The 20,328-nt window shown below is 59.5% G+C and carries 26 protein-coding genes; 15 read left to right on the forward strand and 11 right to left on the reverse strand.

The window, feature by feature from the left end; translation table 11 throughout:
• Positions 1–35 precede the first annotated feature (35 nt).
• A complete protein-coding gene (gene yjgA / locus V8689_RS04745) occupies positions 36–557 on the reverse strand; it encodes a ribosome biogenesis factor YjgA (protein WP_003188568.1) in 522 nt (173 codons plus the stop codon).
• 108 nt (positions 558–665) lie between these two features.
• Here yjgA and pmbA point away from each other — a divergent pair, with 108 nt between their 5' ends.
• The 6 genes from pmbA to V8689_RS04775 all read left to right on the forward strand — a co-directional run bounded on the left by pmbA (position 666) and on the right by V8689_RS04775 (position 5,918).
• Entirely contained in the window at positions 666–2,012 is a 1,347-nt protein-coding gene (gene pmbA, locus V8689_RS04750; protein WP_032893561.1) for a metalloprotease PmbA, read from the forward strand.
• 146 nt (positions 2,013–2,158) lie between these two features.
• Positions 2,159–2,554, forward strand: coding sequence for a hypothetical protein (locus V8689_RS04755; protein WP_032893559.1), 396 nt, complete (start codon positions 2,159–2,161; stop codon positions 2,552–2,554).
• On the forward strand, positions 2,547–3,923 hold the full coding sequence (locus tag V8689_RS04760; RefSeq protein ID WP_056789617.1) for a class II fumarate hydratase: 1,377 nt from the start codon (positions 2,547–2,549) through the stop codon (positions 3,921–3,923). The genes V8689_RS04755 and V8689_RS04760 overlap by 8 nt, the downstream gene beginning before the upstream one ends.
• A 27-nt stretch (positions 3,924–3,950) precedes the next feature.
• Positions 3,951–4,379 carry a hypothetical protein gene (locus V8689_RS04765; RefSeq protein ID WP_056789621.1) on the forward strand — a complete coding sequence of 143 codons (429 nt, stop codon included), beginning with the start codon at positions 3,951–3,953 and terminating at the stop codon, positions 4,377–4,379.
• 1 nt (position 4,380) lies between these two features.
• Positions 4,381–4,992: a superoxide dismutase gene (locus V8689_RS04770; RefSeq protein ID WP_044271631.1), complete on the forward strand. Its 612-nt coding sequence runs from the start codon at positions 4,381–4,383 to the stop codon at positions 4,990–4,992.
• A 32-nt stretch (positions 4,993–5,024) separates the two neighbouring features.
• Complete coding sequence (locus V8689_RS04775; RefSeq protein WP_056789623.1) at positions 5,025–5,918, forward strand: ZIP family metal transporter; 894 nt, start codon at positions 5,025–5,027, stop codon at positions 5,916–5,918.
• A gap of 118 nt (positions 5,919–6,036) precedes the next feature.
• Here V8689_RS04775 and V8689_RS04780 read toward each other — a convergent pair whose 3' ends face one another.
• From V8689_RS04780 to V8689_RS04825, 10 genes are all read right to left on the reverse strand, one after another.
• The gene (locus V8689_RS04780) at positions 6,037–6,309 is read right to left on the reverse strand and encodes an HPr family phosphocarrier protein (protein ID WP_056789626.1); all 273 of its coding nucleotides are present in this window, start codon (positions 6,307–6,309) and stop codon (positions 6,037–6,039) included.
• 16 nt (positions 6,310–6,325) lie between these two features.
• On the reverse strand, positions 6,326–7,183 hold the full coding sequence (rapZ, locus tag V8689_RS04785; protein WP_003188578.1) for an RNase adapter RapZ: 858 nt from the start codon (positions 7,181–7,183) through the stop codon (positions 6,326–6,328).
• Between the two features lie 2 nt (positions 7,184–7,185).
• Entirely contained in the window at positions 7,186–7,650 is a 465-nt protein-coding gene (gene ptsN, locus V8689_RS04790; protein WP_056789628.1) for a PTS IIA-like nitrogen regulatory protein PtsN, read from the reverse strand.
• A gap of 10 nt (positions 7,651–7,660) precedes the next feature.
• Complete coding sequence (gene hpf, locus V8689_RS04795; protein ID WP_003171804.1) at positions 7,661–7,966, reverse strand: ribosome hibernation-promoting factor, HPF/YfiA family; 306 nt, start codon at positions 7,964–7,966, stop codon at positions 7,661–7,663.
• 75 nt (positions 7,967–8,041) lie between these two features.
• Complete coding sequence (locus tag V8689_RS04800; RefSeq protein ID WP_003188580.1) at positions 8,042–9,535, reverse strand: RNA polymerase factor sigma-54; 1,494 nt, start codon at positions 9,533–9,535, stop codon at positions 8,042–8,044.
• Between the two features lie 184 nt (positions 9,536–9,719).
• Entirely contained in the window at positions 9,720–10,445 is a 726-nt protein-coding gene (gene lptB / locus V8689_RS04805; RefSeq protein ID WP_003188582.1) for an LPS export ABC transporter ATP-binding protein, read from the reverse strand.
• Positions 10,445–10,978, reverse strand: coding sequence for a lipopolysaccharide transport periplasmic protein LptA (gene lptA, locus V8689_RS04810; protein WP_056789631.1), 534 nt, complete (start codon positions 10,976–10,978; stop codon positions 10,445–10,447). Before lptA ends, lptB begins: the two co-directional genes overlap by 1 nt.
• Positions 10,965–11,537, reverse strand: coding sequence for an LPS export ABC transporter periplasmic protein LptC (lptC, locus tag V8689_RS04815; protein ID WP_056789633.1), 573 nt, complete (start codon positions 11,535–11,537; stop codon positions 10,965–10,967). The genes lptA and lptC overlap by 14 nt, the downstream gene beginning before the upstream one ends.
• Before the next feature lie 8 nt (positions 11,538–11,545).
• Positions 11,546–12,070, reverse strand: coding sequence for a KdsC family phosphatase (locus V8689_RS04820; RefSeq protein ID WP_056789636.1), 525 nt, complete (start codon positions 12,068–12,070; stop codon positions 11,546–11,548).
• Complete coding sequence (locus V8689_RS04825; RefSeq protein WP_003188589.1) at positions 12,071–13,045, reverse strand: KpsF/GutQ family sugar-phosphate isomerase; 975 nt, start codon at positions 13,043–13,045, stop codon at positions 12,071–12,073. It lies immediately after the preceding gene.
• A gap of 310 nt (positions 13,046–13,355) precedes the next feature.
• Between V8689_RS04825 and V8689_RS04830 the strand changes: the two genes are divergently transcribed.
• The 9 genes from V8689_RS04830 to hisD all read left to right on the forward strand — a co-directional run bounded on the left by V8689_RS04830 (position 13,356) and on the right by hisD (position 20,327).
• Positions 13,356–14,165 (forward strand): ATP-binding cassette domain-containing protein, encoded by an 810-nt coding sequence (locus tag V8689_RS04830; protein ID WP_003188590.1) that lies wholly within the window; start codon positions 13,356–13,358, stop codon positions 14,163–14,165.
• The gene (gene mlaE / locus V8689_RS04835) at positions 14,165–14,962 is read left to right on the forward strand and encodes a lipid asymmetry maintenance ABC transporter permease subunit MlaE (protein ID WP_003188592.1); all 798 of its coding nucleotides are present in this window, start codon (positions 14,165–14,167) and stop codon (positions 14,960–14,962) included. Before V8689_RS04830 ends, mlaE begins: the two co-directional genes overlap by 1 nt.
• Entirely contained in the window at positions 14,962–15,429 is a 468-nt protein-coding gene (mlaD, locus tag V8689_RS04840) for an outer membrane lipid asymmetry maintenance protein MlaD (RefSeq protein WP_003188593.1), read from the forward strand. Before mlaE ends, mlaD begins: the two co-directional genes overlap by 1 nt.
• Positions 15,430–15,440: 11 nt before the next feature.
• Positions 15,441–16,088: an MlaC/ttg2D family ABC transporter substrate-binding protein gene (locus V8689_RS04845; RefSeq protein ID WP_056789639.1), complete on the forward strand. Its 648-nt coding sequence runs from the start codon at positions 15,441–15,443 to the stop codon at positions 16,086–16,088.
• The gene (locus V8689_RS04850; RefSeq protein WP_003188596.1) at positions 16,085–16,390 is read left to right on the forward strand and encodes an STAS domain-containing protein; all 306 of its coding nucleotides are present in this window, start codon (positions 16,085–16,087) and stop codon (positions 16,388–16,390) included. Before V8689_RS04845 ends, V8689_RS04850 begins: the two co-directional genes overlap by 4 nt.
• Before the next feature lie 114 nt (positions 16,391–16,504).
• Entirely contained in the window at positions 16,505–16,744 is a 240-nt protein-coding gene (locus V8689_RS04855; RefSeq protein WP_032893547.1) for a BolA family protein, read from the forward strand.
• A gap of 23 nt (positions 16,745–16,767) precedes the next feature.
• On the forward strand, positions 16,768–18,033 hold the full coding sequence (murA, locus tag V8689_RS04860) for a UDP-N-acetylglucosamine 1-carboxyvinyltransferase (protein WP_056789643.1): 1,266 nt from the start codon (positions 16,768–16,770) through the stop codon (positions 18,031–18,033).
• Positions 18,034–18,246: 213 nt separating this feature from the next.
• Positions 18,247–18,882 carry an ATP phosphoribosyltransferase gene (gene hisG / locus V8689_RS04865; protein WP_003188599.1) on the forward strand — a complete coding sequence of 212 codons (636 nt, stop codon included), beginning with the start codon at positions 18,247–18,249 and terminating at the stop codon, positions 18,880–18,882.
• A gap of 128 nt (positions 18,883–19,010) precedes the next feature.
• Complete coding sequence (gene hisD, locus V8689_RS04870) at positions 19,011–20,327, forward strand: histidinol dehydrogenase (RefSeq protein ID WP_003188601.1); 1,317 nt, start codon at positions 19,011–19,013, stop codon at positions 20,325–20,327.
• Position 20,328: the final 1 nt, after the last annotated feature.

A 20,328-nucleotide genomic window follows, 5' to 3' on the forward strand; every position in this document is an offset into this window, starting at 1 on the left:
TTCGGGTGGCGAAGACCGCCACCCGGGGAAGAGGATCAGCGCAGGCCGCGTTGAGTCTCGTCCAGCTCACGGATGTACTTGAAGATTTTACGGCTGGTGGCTGGCGCCTTGTTATGCGCCAGCTCGTGCTGGGCCTGACGGATCAGGGAGCGCAATTGCTGGCGGTCCGCGTCCGGGTAGTCCAGTACGAATTTCTCCAGCACCGCGTCATCGCCCGAGATCAGGCGGTCACGCCAACGTTCCAGGTTGTGGAAGCGTTCGTTGTACTGGCGAGTGGAGGCATCGGTTTGATCGAGCAAAGTCAGAATGGCGTCAATGTCTTGGTCGCGCATCAGTTTGCCGATAAACGAGATGTGCCGTTTACGCGCGATATTCGCGGTGTGCTTGGGCGCATCGGCCAGCGCCCGACGCATTTCGTCGGTCAGTGGCAGTTTTGCAACCAAATCCTTTTTGAGCGTTGTAAGGCGCTCGCCAAGGTCAACCAGAGCATGCAGCTCACGTTTGACCTGGGTTTTGCTTTTCTCCCCATCGAGGGAGTCGTCGTAAGAATCAACCATGGTGGCAGTCCGCAAAGAAACGCCGCCATGATAACCAGTCGGGGGCCGCTTGTCCGGCCCGGTCGCTCGATGGCCATAACCGAAAGCAGAATTTGAGTGGAGAAAACCATGAGTGCAGCCCAAAGCGTCGGTCCGCAAGCGTTACCGGCACTGCAGGAACAAGTCGAGCAGATCCTTGCCGAGGCCAAGCGCCAGGGGGCCAGCGCCTGTGAAGTGGCGGTGTCGCTGGAGCAAGGGTTATCGACTTCGGTGCGCCAGCGGGAAGTGGAAACGGTTGAGTTCAATCGCGACCAAGGGTTTGGCATTACCTTGTATGCAGGCCAGCGCAAAGGCTCGGCCAGCACCTCAGCCAGTGGTCCGGAGGCGATTCGCGAGACCGTCGCCGCGGCACTGGCGATTGCCAAGCACACCTCCGAGGATGAAAGCTCGGGCCTGGCCGACAAAGCGCTGATGGCCAAGGATGTGCAGGATTTCGACCTGTTCCATGCCTGGGACATCACCCCTGAGCAAGCCATCGAGCTGGCATTGACCTGCGAAGCGGCAGCCTTCGATGCCGATGCCCGCATCAAGAATGCGGACGGCACCACCTTGAGCACCCATCAGGGCTGCCGCGTCTACGGCAACAGCCATGGCTTTATCGGTGGTTATGCCTCCACGCGTCACAGCCTCAGTTGCGTGATGATTGCCGAAGCCAACGGTCAGATGCAGCGTGATTACTGGTACGACGTAAACCGCCAAGGCGAGTTACTGGCAGACCCTGCAAGCATTGGCCTGCGTGCAGCGCAACGGGCTGCGAGCCGCCTGGGCGCGCGCCCGGTGCCGACCTGCGAAGTGCCTGTGCTGTTTTCCGCAGAGTTGGCCGGTGGTTTATTCGGCAGCTTCCTTGGGGCGATTTCCGGGGGCAACCTGTATCGCAAGTCTTCGTTCCTGGAAGGCGCCATCGGCCAGAAGCTGTTCCCTGAGTGGCTGACCATCGACGAGCGCCCGCATCTGATGCGCGCGATGGGCAGTTCTTCGTTCGACGGCGATGGCTTGGCAACCTATGCCAAGCCGTTTGTCGAGAAGGGTGAGTTGGTGTCCTATGTGCTGGGCACTTATGCCGGTCGCAAGCTGGGCCTGCCAAGCACCGCCAACGCGGGCGGCGTGCATAACCTGTTCGTGACCCATGGCGATGAAGACCAGGCGGCGTTGTTGCGGCGGATGGGGCGTGGGTTGTTGGTGACTGAATTGATGGGCCATGGCCTGAACATGGTCACCGGTGACTACTCGCGCGGTGCGGCGGGTTTCTGGGTGGAGAACGGCGAGATTCAGTTCGCCGTCCAGGAAGTGACCATCGCCGGCAATATGCGCGATATGTTCAAGCAGATCGTTGCCGTGGGTAACGACCTGGAACTGCGCAGCAATATCCGTACGGGTTCGGTGCTGATCGAACGCATGACGGTCGCTGGCAGCTAATCCTCCAGCACGTCCTTAAAAGGCGCGCCATCGCAAGATGGCGCGCCTTTTTTATTGCAGCTCTTTTCTCAGGATCAATGGGCTACTCTTGTTTTGATTCTCAATATCATTTAATAATAAATATCATTACCGAGTGAGTGTGGCTCATGAGTTCTGTCCTGCATGAGGATCCCTATCTGGAAAGCTGGCGTTGGATGAGCCGCCAGATTCGCTGTGGCCTGGATCCCAATGAACCCCGCCTGATCGAGCATTACCTCAACGAAGGTCGGTACCTGGCGTGTTGCACCGCAACCCATCCGTGGACGATCGCTGAAACCTCATTTCGCTTGTTGATCGACACCGCCAGCGATATCGCCTTGCCCTGGCATTGGCGCTCCCTGTGCCTGGACCAGGCCTGGCGGCCACTGCGCGACCTGGAAAAACTCTCCCACTGTGCCTGCCGCCTCAAGCGCTGGCAGACCTTTGCCTGGCAATTGGCGAGCTGCGAATTACTGCCTTCGATTTCCGTTTCTGACTTGGTGCAAGGATCTAATGATGAGTAACACCCGTATCGAACGCGACAGCATGGGCGAACTGCGTGTGCCGCAAGACGCTTTGTACGGCGCGCAAACCCAGCGTGCCGTGAATAATTTTCCGATCAGTCATCAACCCATGCCGGCGCAATTCATTCGCGCCCTGATCCTGGCCAAGACTGCCGCAGCGAGAGTCAACGTCGATCTCAAGCAAATCAGCGAAGGGCAGGGCAAGGCCATTGTCGATGCCGCCCAAGGTCTGCTGGAAGGCGACTACATGCAGCACTTCCCGGTGGATATCTTCCAGACCGGCTCAGGCACCAGCTCCAACATGAACGCCAACGAAGTGATCGCGACCCTTGCCAGCCGTTTGCTCGGCGAGGCGGTCAACCCTAACGACCATGTCAATTGCGGCCAGAGCAGCAACGACATCATCCCCACCACCATCCACGTCAGTGCCGCGTTGGTGCTGCACGAGCAAACACTGCCGGCCCTGTTGCATCTGGTGCAAGTCATCGAGCAAAAAGCCGAGGCGGTTCACCCGTTCATCAAGACCGGCCGCACGCATTTGATGGACGCCATGCCGGTGCGCATGAGCCAGGTGCTCAACGGCTGGGCGCAGCAGCTCAAGGCCAATATCGGCCACTTGCAGGACCTGCTGCCGGCGCTGCAAGCACTGGCCCAGGGCGGCACGGCGGTCGGTACCGGGATCAACGCGCACCCCGAGTTTGCCGGGCGTTTCAGCCAGCAACTGAGCCTTTTGACCGGGGTGAAGTTCACCCCCGGCAAGAACCTGTTTGCGCTGATTGGCTCCCAGGACACCGCCGTTGCAGTCTCTGGCCAGTTGAAGGCCACGGCGGTGTCACTGATGAAGATCGCCAATGACCTGCGCTGGATGAACTCCGGCCCATTGGCCGGCCTCGGTGAAATCGAACTGGAGGCGCTGCAGCCGGGCTCGTCGATCATGCCGGGCAAGGTCAATCCGGTCATCCCGGAAGCGACCGCCATGGTGGCCGCCCAGGTTATTGGCAACGACACAGTGATCACCGTGGCCGGCCAATCGGGCAACTTCGAGCTGAATGTGATGCTGCCGATCATTGCCCAGAACCTGCTCAGCAGCCTGGAGTTGCTGGCCAATGCCAGCCGGTTGCTGGCGGACAAGGCCATTGCCAGCTTCAAGGTCAACGAACCCAAACTCAAGGAAGCGCTGTCGCGCAATCCCATCCTGGTCACCGCACTTAACCCGATCATCGGTTATCAGAAGGCCGCTGAAATCGCCAAGAAGGCGTATCAGCAAGGCCGCCCGGTGATCGATGTCGCCCTCGAACACACCGACCTGCCTCGCAGCCAACTGGAAGTCCTGCTGGACCCGGAAAAGCTCACGGCCGGCGGCGTGTAATCAACGACTCTGCTTTGGAGGCTCACCATGGAGCACTGGAAACGCACGATCGAACGGGCCAATCGCTGCTTTATGGCAGGTGAGCTGGTTGACGCTCGCGAGGCCTATCTGCAAGCCCTGGCCCTGGCCCAAGTGTTATTCGAACGCTGGGCGGATGCTGACGAAGCAGTGGCGGCTTGCGTCATTTCCCATCACAACCTGGCGGACCTGCACTTGCGGCTGAACCAGCCTGAGGAAAGCGCGGAATACCTCTGCGCTATCCACCAGCGCCTGCTGCAGACCATGCAGGACCCGCGCCTCAGCCCGTCATTGCGCGAGGCCGCGTTGCGCCAGAGCAGCAAGACCTACGTCGAGCTGCTGAATTTTATCAGCGATCACGGCGAATACCCGCGCACTCATCGGCTGCTGGGCAGTGCTGCGACGCCAACGTCCACGCCTCAATATGGAGCACATTGATATGACCTATACCTTGCCGGCCTTGCCTTACGCCTACGACGCCCTCGAGCCGCATATCGACGCGCAAACCATGGAAATTCACTACACCAAACACCACCAGACCTACATCAATAACCTCAATGCCGCGGTCGAGGGCACTGAGTTCGCCGGCTGGCCGGTGGAGAAGCTGGTCTCCAGCGTCCAAACATTGCCGGAGAAATTACGCGCCGCCGTGGTCAACCAAGGAGGCGGGCATGCGAACCACTCGTTGTTCTGGGCGGTCATGTCACCGACAGGGGGCGGCAAACCCGAGGGTGCGCTGGGCAAGGCCATCGACGAGCAACTTGGCGGCTTCGACAGCTTCAAGGAAGCCTTTACCAAGGCGGCGTTGACGCGTTTCGGCAGCGGTTGGGCTTGGCTGAGCGTTACGCCCCAGAAAACGCTGGTGGTGGAAAGCAGCGGCAACCAGGACAGCCCGCTGATGAGCGGCAATACGCCCATCCTTGGTCTGGACGTCTGGGAACACGCTTACTACCTGCAATATCAAAACCGACGACCCGAGTACATCAATGCATTTTATAGCGTCATCAACTGGCCGGAAGTTGCCGCGCGCTATCAGGCGGCCCTGGCCTGACACTCACTCCATAACAAGATCTAAGGCCGACTATGGGCACTCAAACACTGGCGATCGGTAGCGTACGAATGTTTCGTTATGCGTTTGGCACGCTGCTGCTATTGGCAGGTACTGCGTTATTGGTGGCCCATGGGCTGGCCTGGTTGAACCTGGAACCGCGCATCCTGCGTGCTTTGCAGGGCGGGGCGATCTGCGCGCTCGGCACGGCGCTGGGCGCGGTGCCGGTGTTGGTGATTCGGCGCATGCCGATGGCGCTGAGCGATACCCTACTGGGCTTTGGGGCCGGTGTGATGCTGGCGGCTACCGCTTTTTCCCTGGTCGTGCCGGGTATCGCGGCTGCTGAAAGCCTGGGGCTGTCGCCCTGGGGCGCCGGTGGCCTGATCAGCTTCGGCATCATGCTCGGAGCGTTCGGCCTGTACCTTGTGGACCGTAAGGTCTCTGGCGCCAGCCCGGAAATGCTGGTGGGTACACCGGATAAACCGGTGATTCCGCCGCGTATTTGGCTATTCGTGTTTGCCATCATTGCGCACAACATCCCTGAAGGCATGGCTGTGGGCGTGTCTGCTGGCGGAGGCATGGCGGATGCCGACAGCCTTGCCATGGGCATTGCCTTGCAGGATGTACCTGAAGGACTGGTGATTGCGTTGGTATTGGCTGGGGCGGGAATGTCGCGGCTCAAGGCCTTCTTGATTGGCGCTGCATCAGGCTTGGTTGAACCGGTATTTGCGGTGCTCTGCGCATGGCTGGTAAGCCTTGCCGAAGTGTTGTTGCCGCTGGGTCTGGCGCTGGCCGCTGGGGCAATGTTGCTGGTGGTGACTCATGAAGTCATCCCCGAGTCGCGCCGCAATGGCCATGACAAACTCGCCAGCCTCGGGCTGTGTATCGGGTTTTGCCTGATGATGGTGATGGATACAGCGTTGGGCTGAGAATGGTTCCCTGTAGGAGCGAGCTTGCTCGCGAAGAACGCAAGAGCACTGCGTTAAACCAGGATGCCCGCGTTATCGTTGACGTTTTTCGCGAGCAAGCTCGCTCCTACAGTAGGAGTTATTCGCCTTCGTCGAAGTAGTTATTGATCAGCGCGACCAGTGCGTCCATAGCCTCCTGCTCTTGCTCGCCTTCGGTGCTCAGGTGGATCTTGGTGCCTTTGCCGGCCGCCAACATCATCATCGCCATGATGCTTTTGCCATCGACCATGGACTCTGGCGTGCGCCCTGCACGGATCTGGCAGGGGAACTGCCCGGCCACTCCAACGAATTTAGCCGACGCCCGGGCGTGCAGGCCCAGCTTGTTGATGATTTCAATTTCCCGAGCCGGCATCGCAGTGGTGTTCCTTTCAGCTAAGGTCGCGGTGGCGAACCTGGACGTTCTTGAGGGTTTGTTGCAGCACCTGGCCCAGCCGTTCAGTCAAATAAACCGAGCGGTGGTGGCCGCCAGTGCAGCCAATGGCAATGGTGACATAGGCCCGATTGCTGGCGGCAAAGCGCGGCAACCATTTGAGCAGGTAGCTGGAGATGTCCTGGAACATCTCTTCCACATCCGGTTGTGCAGCCAGGTAGTCGACCACAGGCTGGTCCAACCCCGACTGATCGCGTAATTCCGGCTTCCAGTAAGGGTTGGGCAGGCAGCGCACGTCGAACACCAAGTCGGCATCGACCGGCATGCCACGCTTGAAGCCAAACGACTCGACTAGAAACGCCGTCCCCGGCTCAGGCTGGTTCAGCAGGCGCAGCTTGATCGCATCGCGCAACTGATACAGGTTCAGGTTGGTGGTGTTGATCTTCAGGTCGGCCAGGTCAATGATCGGCCCCAGCAGTTTGGTCTCGTCCTCGATGGCTTCGGCCAGAGAGCGGTTGGCACTGCTGAGGGGGTGACGTCGACGGGTTTCGGAGAAACGCTTGAGCAGGGTTTCTTCGTCGGCATCCAGGTACAGCACGTCGCAATGAATGTGCTTGGCGCGCACTTCTTCCAGCAGTTCCGGGAACCGCGAAAGGTGGCTGGGCAGGTTGCGCGCATCAATCGAGACAGCCACCAGTGGCTGTGCCAATTCGGTATGGATCAATGCACGTTCCGCCAGCTCTGGCAGCAGGCCGGCCGGCAGGTTATCGATGCAATAGAAGCCGTTGTCCTCAAGCACATTGAGGGCGGTGCTCTTACCCGAGCCGGAGCGACCGCTGACGATGATCAAACGCATGATTACTGCCCGTTTTGTTCATCCAGGACAACTTGGTACAACGCCTCATTGGTGGGGGCGCTGCGCAGTTTGTCGCGTACATCCTTGCGGTCAAGCATGCTGGCGATCTGCCGGAGCAGTTCCAGGTGCGCATCGGTGGCGGCTTGCGGGACCAGCAGAACGAACAGCAGGTCAACCGGGGCACCGTCGATGGCGTCGAAGTCGATGGGTTTTTCCAAGTGCAGCAGGGCGCTGACCGGGGTATCGCAGCCTTCGAGGCGGCAGTGAGGAATGGCGATTCCATTACCAAAACCGGTCGAGCCGAGTTTTTCACGAGCAATCAGAGCTTCGAAAACATCTTGCATCTCCAGCTCAGGCACTTGGCTGCTGATCAGGTTGGCAATTTGTTCGAGGGCGCGCTTTTTACTGCCGCCCGGCACGTTCACGAGGGAACGGCCGGGGGTCAGGATGGTTTCAAGTCGGATCATGGGGGGAGAGTTAACGACCTGTACCTTGCATCAGGTGCAGATTCTTTTCCTTATGCTTTATGAGTTGGCGGTCGAGCTTGTCGTAGAGCGAGTCGATTGCCGCGTACATGTCTTCATGTTCCGCATTGGCGACGAGCTTGGCATTCGGTACGTGCAGGGTGGCCTCGATTTTCTGCTTGAGCTTATCGACCTCCATGATGACCTGCACGTTGGTGATCTTGTCAAAATGCCCCGCAAGCTTGTTCAGCTTGCTCTCGGTGTATTCACGCAGGGGCTTGGTGACTTCCAGCTGGTGTCCACTGATGTTGACTTGCATACAGCTTCTCCTTCGTTGCCAGTGCATAAAGCGGTGGGCAGGAATACCCACCACTGGAACGCTGTGGCCCGCCCGTCACATCAACCGCTTACGCTCGCTGGAAGGCGCGATCCCAAGGGACTCGCGGTACTTGGCGACGGTTCGACGGGCGACCTGAATGCCTTGTGCCTCCAGTAAACCAGCGATCTTGCTGTCACTCAACGGCTTTTTCTGATTTTCCGCGGCAACCAGTTTTTTGATGATCGCGCGGATCGCCGTGGACGAGCATTCGCCGCCTTCGGAGGTGCTGACGTGGCTGGAGAAAAAGTATTTCAGCTCATAAATACCCCGTGGGGTATGCATGAATTTCTGCGTGGTGACCCGGGAAATCGTCGATTCATGCATGCCAACGGCTTCGGCGATGTCGTGCAGCACCAGAGGCTTCATGGCCTCGTCGCCGTATTCCAGGAAACCGCGCTGGTGTTCGACGATCTGGGTCGCGACTTTCATCAGGGTTTCGTTGCGGCTTTGCAGGCTCTTGATGAACCACCGCGCTTCCTGCAACTGGTTGCGCATGAAGGTGTTGTCGGCGCTGGTGTCAGCGCGGCGCACAAAACCTGCGTACTGCGGGTTGACCCGCAGGCGCGGTACCGACTCCTGGTTCAGCTCCACCAGCCAGCGTTCGTTGTCCTTGCGCACGATGACGTCGGGGACCACGTATTCGGCTTCGCTGGATTCGATCTGCGAGCCCGGACGCGGGTTGAGGCTTTGCACCAGCTCGATGACCTGGCGCAAGTCATCTTCCTTGAGCTTCATGCGGCGCATCAGTTGGCTGTAGTCGCGACTGCCCAACAGGTCGATGTAGTCACTGACCAGGCGTTGCGCTTCGGTGAGCCATGGCGTCTTGGCGGGCAGTTGGCGCAGTTGCAGCAACAGGCACTCGCTGAGCGTGCGGGCACCGATGCCGGCGGGCTCGAATTGCTGGATGCGGTGCAGGACGGCTTCGATTTCGTCCAGTTCGATGTCCAGTTCCGGGTCGAAGGCCTCGAGGATCTCATCGAGGGTTTCGTCCAGGTAGCCCTGGTTGTTGATGCAGTCGATCAGGGTGACCGCGATCAGGCGATCGGTATCGGACATCGGCGCCAGGTTCAGTTGCCACAACAAGTGGCTCTGCAGGCTCTCGCCCACCGACGTACGGGTGGTGAAGTCCCACTCGTCATCATCGTTGCTCGGCAGGCTGCTGGCGCTGGTCTGGTAGACGTCTTCCCACGCGGTGTCCACGGGAAGCTCGTTGGGAATGCGTTCGTTCCAGTCGCCTTCTTCCAGGTTGTCCACCGTCGGGGCGGTTTCCTGATAGGAAGGTTCCTGCACGTCGGGGTTGGGTTTTTGCTCGATGTTGTCGGCCAGCGGATCTGCGTTGTCGAAGTCGTCGCCTTCTTCCTGGCGTTCGAGCATCGGATTGGACTCCAGGGCCTCCTGGATTTCCTGTTGCAGGTCCAGGGTCGACAATTGGAGCAGGCGGATGGCCTGTTGCAGCTGCGGTGTCATCGTCAGCTGCTGGCCCATTCTCAGGACTAGCGATGGTTTCATGGCAGGGGCTTAACACCTTATTCGCCGGCGCAATGCGCCATCCACGACAGGGCGCGTGAGCGCCAAACATAAGCAAATTATATGCCTGATCTCGGGGCCTTTGCCTAGAGCGCGGTAACAATAAAAAAACCGAGGTTTCTATTGACTCCCGCGCGCTCCAGGGAAAAGCGCGATACCCCTGTGTTTACAGGCGGAACTCGTGACCCAGGTACACTTCCTTCACCAGCTCGTTAGCCAGAATCGTCTCGGCATCGCCTTCGGCAATCAGCTGACCATCGTTGACGATATAAGCGGTTTCGCAGATATCGAGGGTCTCGCGCACGTTGTGGTCGGTGATCAGCACCCCAATGCCCTTGGCCTTGAGGTGATGGATGATCTGCTTGATGTCACCCACCGAAATCGGGTCGACACCGGCGAAGGGTTCATCCAGCAGGATGAATTTCGGCGCGGTTGCCAGGGCGCGAGCGATTTCCACGCGGCGACGCTCACCACCGGACAAGCTCATGCCGAGGTTGTCGCGAATATGGTTGATGTGGAATTCCTGCAACAGGCTTTCCAGCTCCTGGCGGCGGCCATCGCGATCGAGTTCCTTGCGGGTCTCGAGGATCGCCATGATGTTGTCGGCTACCGACAGTTTGCGGAAGATCGACGCTTCCTGGGGAAGATAGCCGATACCTGCCCGTGCACGACCGTGCATGGGTTGGTGGCTGACGTCCAGGTCGTCGATCAATACGCGACCCTGGTCTGCCTGGACCAGCCCGACGATCATATAGAAGCAGGTGGTTTTGCCGGCGCCGTTAGGGCCGAGCAAACCGACGATCTGGCCGCTGTCGATCGACAGGCTGACATCGCGTACCACCTGGCGGCTTTTATAGGCTTTGGCCAGGTGCTGGGCTTTCAGGGTTGCCATTACTCGGCCTTCTTCTTCGGCTGGATAACCATGTCGATGCGTGGGCGCGGTGCGGTGACCTTGTTGCCGTTGGCGCGACCGGCGTTGGCGATCTGCTTGACGGTGTCATAGGTGATTTTTTCACCTTCGGTCGAGTTGCCGTCGGGGCTAAGTACCTTGGCCTGGTCGATCAGTACGATACGATTCTGCTGGGCGTGATACTGGATGGTCTTACCGTAGCCCTTCATCGGGCCGGTGTCGGTGGCGGACTGCTTCTGCTCGAAATAAGCCAGGTTGCCCACCGATGTCACCACGTCAATGTCGCCTGCCTGGGTGCGCGTCAGGGTCACCGTGTTGCCGGTGATCTTCATCGAGCCCTGGGTGATGATCACGCCGCCGGTATAGGTGGCGACACCTTTCTTGTCATCGAGCTGTGCATCGTCAGCCGAAATATGGATCGGTTGCTGGCTATCGTTCGGCAGAGCCCAGGCGCTCACGCTTCCCAGTGCTGCGCCCAGACCGAGCAAAATAGGGAGGGTTTTAACGAGCCTCATACTGTCCTCTTACGTTCGATAGCAGGTGTATCCTGCTTTCTTTCAAATACGCTTTCATTCCCTTGCCAGTCGATACACCGCCAGCGCCGTCGATTCTAACGTCTTGCTCGGTCTGCGCATATTGCTTCTGTGGGAATACGGTCATGCGACTGCTGGTAATGATGGTGTCACGGTTCTGCGCGTCTGTACGTGCGACGCGAACCGAGTCGATCAGTTCAACTTCGGTGCCGTCCGAGTTCACTTCGCCACGCTTGCTGGTCACGTGCCAGGGAAATTCGGTGCCGCGATACAGGTTCAGGTCCGGATTGGTCAGCAGGCTGACGTCGGCTACCTTCAAGTGCTCGACCTTGTCCGACGTCAATTCATACTGCACCTTGCCGTCGGGCAGGTACTGAATGCTGTAGGCATTGGTGGCGTAATAGTCGATTAGGCCTTCGTCAACCTGCGCAACAGGCTTGTCGAGAAAGCGCTCCGGGCTGATATTCCAGTAGCCCACCGCCAGGAGCAGCGCGGCGATGACCCCGAATAACAGGAAGTTGCGAATCTTTTTGCTCAGCATATAACGCTCTATAGGTAGGCGGCGTGGGCCGCTTCAAGACTGCCCTGGGCACGCAGGATCAACTCGCAGAACTCGCGGGCGGCACCTTCGCCGCCACGGGCGGTGGTGATGCCATGGGCGTGTTCGCGCACAAACGTTGCGGCATTCGCGACGGCCATGCCCAGGCCCACCCGGCGAATCACCGGCAGGTCTGGCAGGTCGTCGCCCAGATAGGCGACCTGTTCATAGCTTAGGTTGAGTTGGCCAAGAAGCTCGTCCAGTACCACCAGTTTATCCTCGCGGCCCTGATACAGGTGAGGAATACCGAGGTTTTGTGCGCGGCGTTCCACAACCGGTGTTTTTCGACCGCTGATAATTGCGGTTTGCACGCCCGCTGCCATCAGCATCTTGATGCCTTGGCCGTCGAGGGTGTTGAAGGTCTTGAATTCGCTGCCGTCTTCGAGGAAGTACAGGCGGCCATCCGTCAGCACGCCGTCAACGTCGAAAATCGCCAGTTTGATGTTCTTACCGCGTTGCATCAGGTCGCTGGTCATTTACATCACTCCTGCGCGCAGCAAGTCGCCAAGGTTAAGGGCCCCGATCGGCCGATCATCGTGGTCGACCACTATAAGAGCGCCTATCCGGTGGTCTTCCATGATTTTCAACGCTTCGGCCGCGAGCATTTCGGCGCGGGCGGTCTTGCCGTGAGGGGTCATCACGGCGTCGATGGTGGCGGTATGGATATCAATGGTGCGGTCCAGGGTACGACGCAGGTCGCCGTCGGTGAATATCCCGGCCAGCCGGCCATCGGTCTCGACGATGGCGGTCATGCCCAAGCCCTTGCGGGTCATTTCCATCAGCGCATCCCGCAAAAGGGTACCGCGTGGAACGCTCGGCAATTCTGTGCCGCTGTGCATCACATTTTCCACTTTCAGCAACAGGCGACGGCCCAGTGCACCACCGGGATGGGAAAACGCGAAGTCTTCAGCGGTAAACCCGCGAGCCTCCAGCAGTGCCACCGCCAGGGCATCACCCATCACCAGTGCGGCGGTGGTGGAGGAGGTGGGCGCCAGGTTCAGCGGGCAGGCCTCGTGGGCCACGTGCACGTTCAGGTTGACGTCGGCGGCCTTGGCCAGCGTTGACTCAGGGTTGCCTGTGAGGCTGATCATCTGGATGCCCAAGCGCTTGATCAGCGGCAACAGGGTCACGATTTCGTTGGTGGTGCCGGAGTTGGACAGCGCCAGAATCACGTCATCCTTGGTGATCATGCCCATATCGCCGTGGCTGGCTTCGGCCGGGTGCACGAAAAACGCCGTGGTCCCGGTGCTCGCCAAGGTCGCGGCGATCTTGTTGCCAATGTGGCCGGACTTGCCCATGCCGACCACCACAACGCGGCCCTTGCTGGCCAGAATCATCTCGCAGGCGCGCACGAAATCCGCGTCGATATGCGCCAGCAAGCCTTCTACGGCTTCAAGCTCAAGGCGTATGGTGCGTTGTGCGGATTGAATAAGGTCGCTGGATTGGCTCATGTCTGAAATCGTATAGCCTGACGAAAAGTCGGCGATTATAGCGGTAATGATCGATTCCCTCACGCAAGTTCGTCAGGCTTTGTGCGCGGGATAACTGAAAAGCACCGTCGGTAACATAGCAAGCAACGTTTTTTCCCTGTCTCAAATCTGAACCAGCGCTGTTCCGGCCTTGGGCGCTCTGTACCAGCAGTGATATAGTTCGCCGCCAGTTCGGTCCGCCCAACCCATGTGCCTTATTATTGCGCATCAGTTGAAAACGAAAGTCGCACACATGGTGTCTGAGTGAAAGGCTGCATCCCAAGGAGATTAGATGAGTGCCGATAACGCCTACGCGGTCGAGCTGAAGGGTCTTACCTTCAAGCGCGGGACGCGCAGCATCTTCAATAACGTCGATATTCGCATTCCTCGCGGCAAGGTCACGGGCATCATGGGGCCTTCCGGTTGCGGCAAGACCACCCTGTTGCGCTTGATGGGCATGCAATTGCGCCCCAGTGCCGGGGAAGTGTGGGTCAACGGCCAGAACCTGCCGACGCTGTCGCGCAGCGATCTGTTCGATGCGCGCAAGCACATGGGCGTGCTGTTCCAGAGCGGCGCGCTGTTCACCGACCTCGATGTGTTCGAAAACGTGGCCTTCCCGCTGCGGGTGCACACCCAGCTGTCCGACGAGATGATTCGTGACATCGTGTTGCTGAAACTGCAGGCCGTGGGCCTTCGCGGTGCCATCGACCTGATGCCGGACGAGTTGTCCGGCGGCATGAAGCGCCGTGTCGCCCTGGCGCGGGCCATTGCCCTCGACCCACAGATCCTCATGTACGACGAGCCATTCGTGGGCCAGGACCCGATCGCCATGGGCGTGTTGGTGCGCCTGATCCGTCTGCTCAACGATGCACTGGGGATCACCAGTATCGTGGTGTCCCACGACCTGGCCGAAACCGCGAGCATTGCCGACTACCTCTATGTAGTCGGTGATGGTCAGGTGCTGGGGCAGGGTACGCCTGAAGAGTTGATGAACGCCGATAACCCGCGCATTCGCCAATTCATGACCGGCAACCCCGATGGCCCGGTGCCTTTTCACTTTCCGGCAGCGGACTACCGCTCAGATCTTCTGGGGAAGCGCTGATGCGCAAGACATCTCTTATCGAGAAGGTTCGCCTTTTCGGTCGCTCGGGCATCGACATCGTCGAAGTGCTGGGGCGTTCGACCATTTTCCTGTTCCACGCCTTGCTGGGGCGCGGCGGCATCGGCGGCGGCTTTGGCCTGCTGGTCAAGCAGCTGCACTCGGTGGGGGTGATGTCCCTGGTGATCATCGTGGTCTCCGGCGTGTTCATCGGCATGGTGCTGGCGCTGCAGGGTTTCAATATCCTCTCCAGCTACGGCTCGGAGCAGGCGGTAGGGCAGATGGTGGCCCTGACCCTGTTGCGTGAGCTTGGCCCGGTGGTTACCGCCTTGTTGTTCGCGGGGCGTGCAGGTTCGGCGCTGACTGCTGAAATCGGCAATATGAAGTCCACCGAGCAGCTGTCCAGCCTGGAAATGATCGGCGTGGACCCGCTCAAGTACATTGTTGCCCCGCGCCTGTGGGCCGGCTTCATTTCCCTGCCATTGCTGGCGATGATCTTCAGCGTGGTGGGTATCTGGGGTGGTTCGTGGGTGGCGGTTGACTGGCTGGGAGTCTACGACGGCTCCTACTGGGCCAACATGCAAAACAGCGTGACCTTCACCGGTGACGTGCTCAACGGCATCATAAAGAGCATTGTCTTTGCCTTTGTGGTGACCTGGATTGCCGTATTCCAAGGCTATGACTGCGAGCCCACTTCAGAGGGGATCAGCCGTGCCACTACCAAGACCGTTGTGTACGCCTCGCTGGCGGTACTGGGCCTTGACTTCATTTTGACCGCCTTGATGTTTGGAGATTTCTGATGCAAAACCGCACTGTGGAAATCGGTGTCGGCCTTTTCTTGCTGGCTGGCATCCTGGCTTTACTGTTGTTGGCCCTGCGAGTCAGCGGCCTTTCGGCCAGCCCTACCGCCGATACCTATAAACTTTACGCGTACTTCGACAATATCGCCGGTTTGACGGTCAGATCCAAAGTGACCATGGCCGGTGTCACCATCGGCAAGGTCACGGCAATCGATCTGGATCGCGACAGCTTTACCGGTCGGGTGACGATGCAACTGGACAAGAAGGTAGATAATCTGCCGACTGACTCCACAGCATCTATCCTCACTGCGGGGTTGCTGGGCGAGAAGTACATCGGTGTCAGCGTGGGTGGGGAAACAGCCCTGCTCAAGGATGGTTCGACCATCCACGACACACAGTCGTCGCTGGTGCTTGAAGACCTGATCGGAAAATTTTTGCTCAATACGGTCAATAAAGACGCCAAATGAGGAATCTGTTCATGATCTCTACCTTGCGACGTGGCCTGCTGGTACTGCTTGCAGCATTGCCGATGATGGCCAACGCGGCAGGTTCTGCCCACGATTTGGTGCAGGACACCACCAGCAGAATGCTGGCTGACCTCAAGGCTAACAAAGAACAGTACAAGCAAGACCCTTCCAAGTTCTACAACGCGCTCAACACGATCGTTGGCCCTGTGGTCGATGCTGAAGGCATCTCCAAGAGCATCATGACGGTCAAGTATTCGCGCAAGGCTACGCCTGCCCAGATGCAAACGTTCCAAGAGAACTTCAAGAAGGGTCTGTTCCAGTTCTACGGTAACGCCCTGCTGGAGTACAACAACCAGGGCATTATCGTTGACCCGCCCAAGGACGAGTCGGGCGACCGCGCCGAAGTCGGGATGAAAGTCTCCGGCAGCAATGGTGCCGTGTACCCAGTGTCCTACACCCTGACGAAGATCAATGGCGAGTGGAAACTGCGCAACGTGATCATCAACGGTATCAACATCGGCAAGCTGTTCCGTGACCAGTTCGCCGACGCGATGCAGCGCAATGGCAACGACCTGGACAAGACCATCAATGGTTGGGCCGGTGAAGTGGCCAAGGCCAAGGAAGAAACCGACAAAGCTGCCGGGAAGCCTGCGCAATGACCGAGTCGGCTGTTCGTATCGGCGATGCCGGCGAGCTGTTCCTCAGCGGCGTGCTGGATTACCGCACCGGGCCTGACCTGCGCAAGCAAGGCCAGGCGCTGATCAAGGCCAGCAAGGCGCCAGAGCTGGTGCTCGATTGCTCGGCGGTGACCAAGTCCAGCAGTGTCGGCCTGTCGTTGTTGCTGTGCTTCATGCGTGATGCCGAAGCGGCAAAAAAGCCGGTCAGCATCCGTGCGTTGCCGGAAGACATGCGTGAAATTGCCGAAGTTTCCGGTTTGACCGAGCTGCTGGCGCATCCTTAATACACATTATTAGAAAAGCCCCCCGTCAGAGTCCTGCTATGCGGGGTTCGCAGGCGCGGGGCTTTTTTGTATGATGTGCGACCCGTGCGCACTGGGCGCCGATAGAGGTTGAGCATGCAGGCCCTAGAAGTTAAGAGCTTCCTTGAAGGAAAGCTGCCGGAAACGAACATAGAAGTTGAAGGCGAAGGCTGCAATTTCCAGCTGAACGTGATTAGCGATGAACTGGCGGCATTGAGCCCGGTCAAGCGTCAGCAGCAGATCTATACCCATTTGAACCCATGGATCGCCGATGGCAGCATCCACGCGGTCACTATGAAATTTTTCAGCCGCGCGGCCTGGGCCGAGCGCACCTGAGCCCCCAAGGCGTCGAGATTCTTATGGATAAATTGATTATTACCGGCGGTGCCCGCCTTGATGGCGAGATCCGCATTTCCGGTGCGAAAAACTCCGCCTTGCCGATCCTGGCAGCGACCCTGCTGTGCGATGGCCCGGTGACCGTGGCCAACCTGCCGCACTTGCACGACATCACCACCATGATCGAGCTGTTCGGTCGCATGGGCATTGAGCCGGTGATCGACGAGAAGCTGGCCGTTGAAATCGACCCACGCACCATCAAGACCCTGATCGCACCGTACGAACTGGTGAAAACCATGCGTGCGTCGATCCTGGTGCTGGGCCCGATGGTTGCCCGTTTCGGCGAAGCCGAAGTGGCCTTGCCTGGCGGTTGCGCCATTGGTTCGCGTCCGGTCGACCTGCACATCCGTGGCCTTGAGGCCATGGGCGCAGTCATCGACGTCGAAGGCGGCTACATCAAGGCCAAGGCGCCAGAAGGCGGTCTACGGGGCGCGAACTTCTTCTTTGATACCGTCAGTGTGACCGGTACCGAGAACATCATGATGGCCGCTGCCCTGGCCAAAGGCCGCAGCGTGCTGCAGAACGCCGCGCGCGAGCCGGAAGTGGTCGACCTGGCTAACTTCCTCAACGCCATGGGCGCGAAGGTTTCCGGTGCTGGCACCGACACCATCACGATTGATGGCGTAGAGCGTCTGCACACCGCCACTTACAAAGTCATGCCTGACCGCATCGAGACCGGCACCTACCTGGTTGCCGCTGCCGTGACCGGTGGCCGTGTGAAGGTCAAGGACACCGATCCGACCATCCTTGAAGCCGTCCTGGAAAAACTCAAGGAAGCCGGCGCAGAGATCACCACCGGCGAAGACTGGATCGAGCTGAACATGCACGGCAAGCGGCCAAAAGCTGTCAACGTGCGTACCGCTCCGTACCCGGCGTTCCCGACCGACATGCAAGCGCAGTTCATCTCCCTGAACGCGATTGCCGAAGGCACCGGTGCCGTGATCGAGACCATCTTCGAAAACCGCTTCATGCACGTGTATGAACTGCACCGCATGGGCGCCAAGATCCAGGTCGAAGGCAACACCGCCATCGTCACCGGCATCGACAAGCTCAAGGGCGCGCCAGTCATGGCCACCGACCTGCGTGCTTCGGCCAGCCTGGTAATCTCGGCACTGTGCGCCGACGGCGACACCCTGATCGACCGCATCTACCACATAGACCGTGGTTACGAGTGCATCGAAGAGAAACTGCAGATGCTCGGCGCAAAAATCCGCCGCGTACCGGGCTAGTTCCCGCTGCCCTGTAGGAGCGAGCTTGCTCGCGAAGGCCTCATGTGCACCGCGTTGACTCTGAATAAACGCGTTATCTTTGACGTTCTTCGCGAGCAAGCTCGCTCCTACAAACACTGGTTTGTTTCAAATCGAGGCTGTCATGGCCTCGATCTGTGTCTGGCGCCGTTTGCGACCGGACAGCAATAGCCTGATGAAGGACTGACATTTCCCATGTTGACCATCGCACTGTCCAAGGGCCGCATCCTTGACGACACGTTGCCGCTTCTGGCTGAAGCGGGCATCGTGCCGACCGAGAATCCGGACAAGAGCCGCAAGCTGATCATCCCCACGACCCAGGACGACGTGCGCCTGCTGATCGTGCGGGCTACCGACGTGCCGACTTACGTTGAACATGGCGCCGCCGACCTGGGTGTCGCCGGCAAGGACGTGCTGATGGAATACGGCGGCCAGGGCCTGTACGAGCCCTTGGACCTGCGCATCGCCCTGTGCAAGCTAATGACCGCCGGCCGTGTCGGTGACGTCGAGCCCAAGGGGCGCCTGCGGGTCGCCACCAAGTTCGTCAACGTTGCCAAGCGCTACTACGCCGAACAAGGTCGTCAGGTCGATATCATCAAGCTCTACGGCTCCATGGAGCTGGCACCGCTGATCGGCCTGGCCGACAAGATCATCGACGTGGTCGACACCGGCAACACCCTGCGCGCCAACGGTCTGGAGCCCCAGGATTTCATCGCTGACATCAGCTCCCGCCTGATCGTCAACAAGGCATCGATGAAGATGCAGCACGCCCGTATTCAGGCGTTGATCGACACCCTGCGCAAGGCAGTGGAGTCTCGACACCGCGGTTGACTCACCCGCGTAGCTGAAAAGCTGCGCCCGTCTATCCGCCTCATAGCCAGAATTCTCAGGTGCCCAAGCGGAAACGACTGCTAGTTTAGGGCGCCTGAGTTTTTGCCAATTCTATTGAGGCCCTCGCTATGACCACGTCCACTGCAATTGCCCGACTCAACGCTGCCGACCCGGATTTCGCCCATCATCTGGATCATCTGCTGAGCTGGGAAAGCGTGTCCGACGACTCGGTCAACCAGCGGGTGCTCGACATCATCAAGGCCGTGCGCGAGCGCGGTGATGCGGCGCTGGTGGACTTCACCCGCCAGTTCGACGGCTTGGACGTAAAGTCCATGGCTGACCTGATCCTGCCGCGTGAACGCCTGGAGCTGGCGCTGACGCGCATTACCGCACCGCAGCGCGAAGCCCTGGAAGTCGCAGCGGCGCGGGTACGCAGCTACCACGAAAAACAGAAGCAGGACTCCTGGAGCTACACCGAGGCCGACGGCACGGTGCTGGGCCAGAAGGTCACGCCACTGGACCGCGCCGGCTTGTACGTGCCGGGCGGCAAGGCGTCGTATCCATCGTCGGTGTTGATGAATGCGATCCCGGCCAAAGTCGCCGGCGTGACCGAAGTGGTCATGGTGGTGCCGACCCCCCGTGGCGAAATCAACGAGTTGGTGCTGGCTGCCGCCTGCATCGCCGGCGTCGACCGGGTGTTCACCATCGGTGGCGCCCAAGCCGTCGCAGCGCTGGCCTATGGCACCGAAAGCGTGCCGAAGGTCGACAAGGTGGTTGGCCCTGGCAACATCTACGTCGCCACCGCCAAGCGCCATGTGTTTGGCCAGGTCGGTATCGACATGATCGCCGGCCCTTCGGAAATCCTTGTGGTGTGCGACGGCCAGACCGACCCGGACTGGATCGCCATGGACCTGTTCTCCCAGGCGGAGCACGATGAAGACGCCCAGGCGATCCTGGTCAGCCCCGATGCCGAGTTCCTCGACAAGGTCGCCGCCAGCATCAATAAACTGCTGCCGACCATGGAGCGTGCCGAGATCATCGAAAAATCGATCAACGGCCGTGGTGCGCTGATTCTGGTGCGTGACATGGAGCAGGCCATCGAAGTGGCCAACCGCATCGCACCTGAACACCTTGAGCTGTCCGTAGCGGACCCACAGGCTTGGTTGCCGTCGATCCGTCACGCCGGGGCGATCTTCATGGGCCGCCACACCAGCGAAGCCCTGGGCGACTACTGCGCCGGCCCCAACCACGTGTTGCCGACCTCCGGCACGGCACGTTTCTCGTCGCCGCTGGGGGTGTATGACTTCCAGAAGCGCTCGTCGATTATCTTCTGCTCGCCACAAGGCGCTTCCGAGTTGGGCAAGACCGCCTCGGTGCTGGCCCGTGGTGAATCCCTCAGCGCGCACGCACGCAGCGCTGAATACCGCATCGTCAAGGGAGAGTGAG

Origin of the sequence: Pseudomonas sp. AK181, assembly GCF_051122975.1 — a bacterium.
Taxonomy (GTDB): domain Bacteria; phylum Pseudomonadota; class Gammaproteobacteria; order Pseudomonadales; family Pseudomonadaceae; genus Aquipseudomonas; species Aquipseudomonas lactis.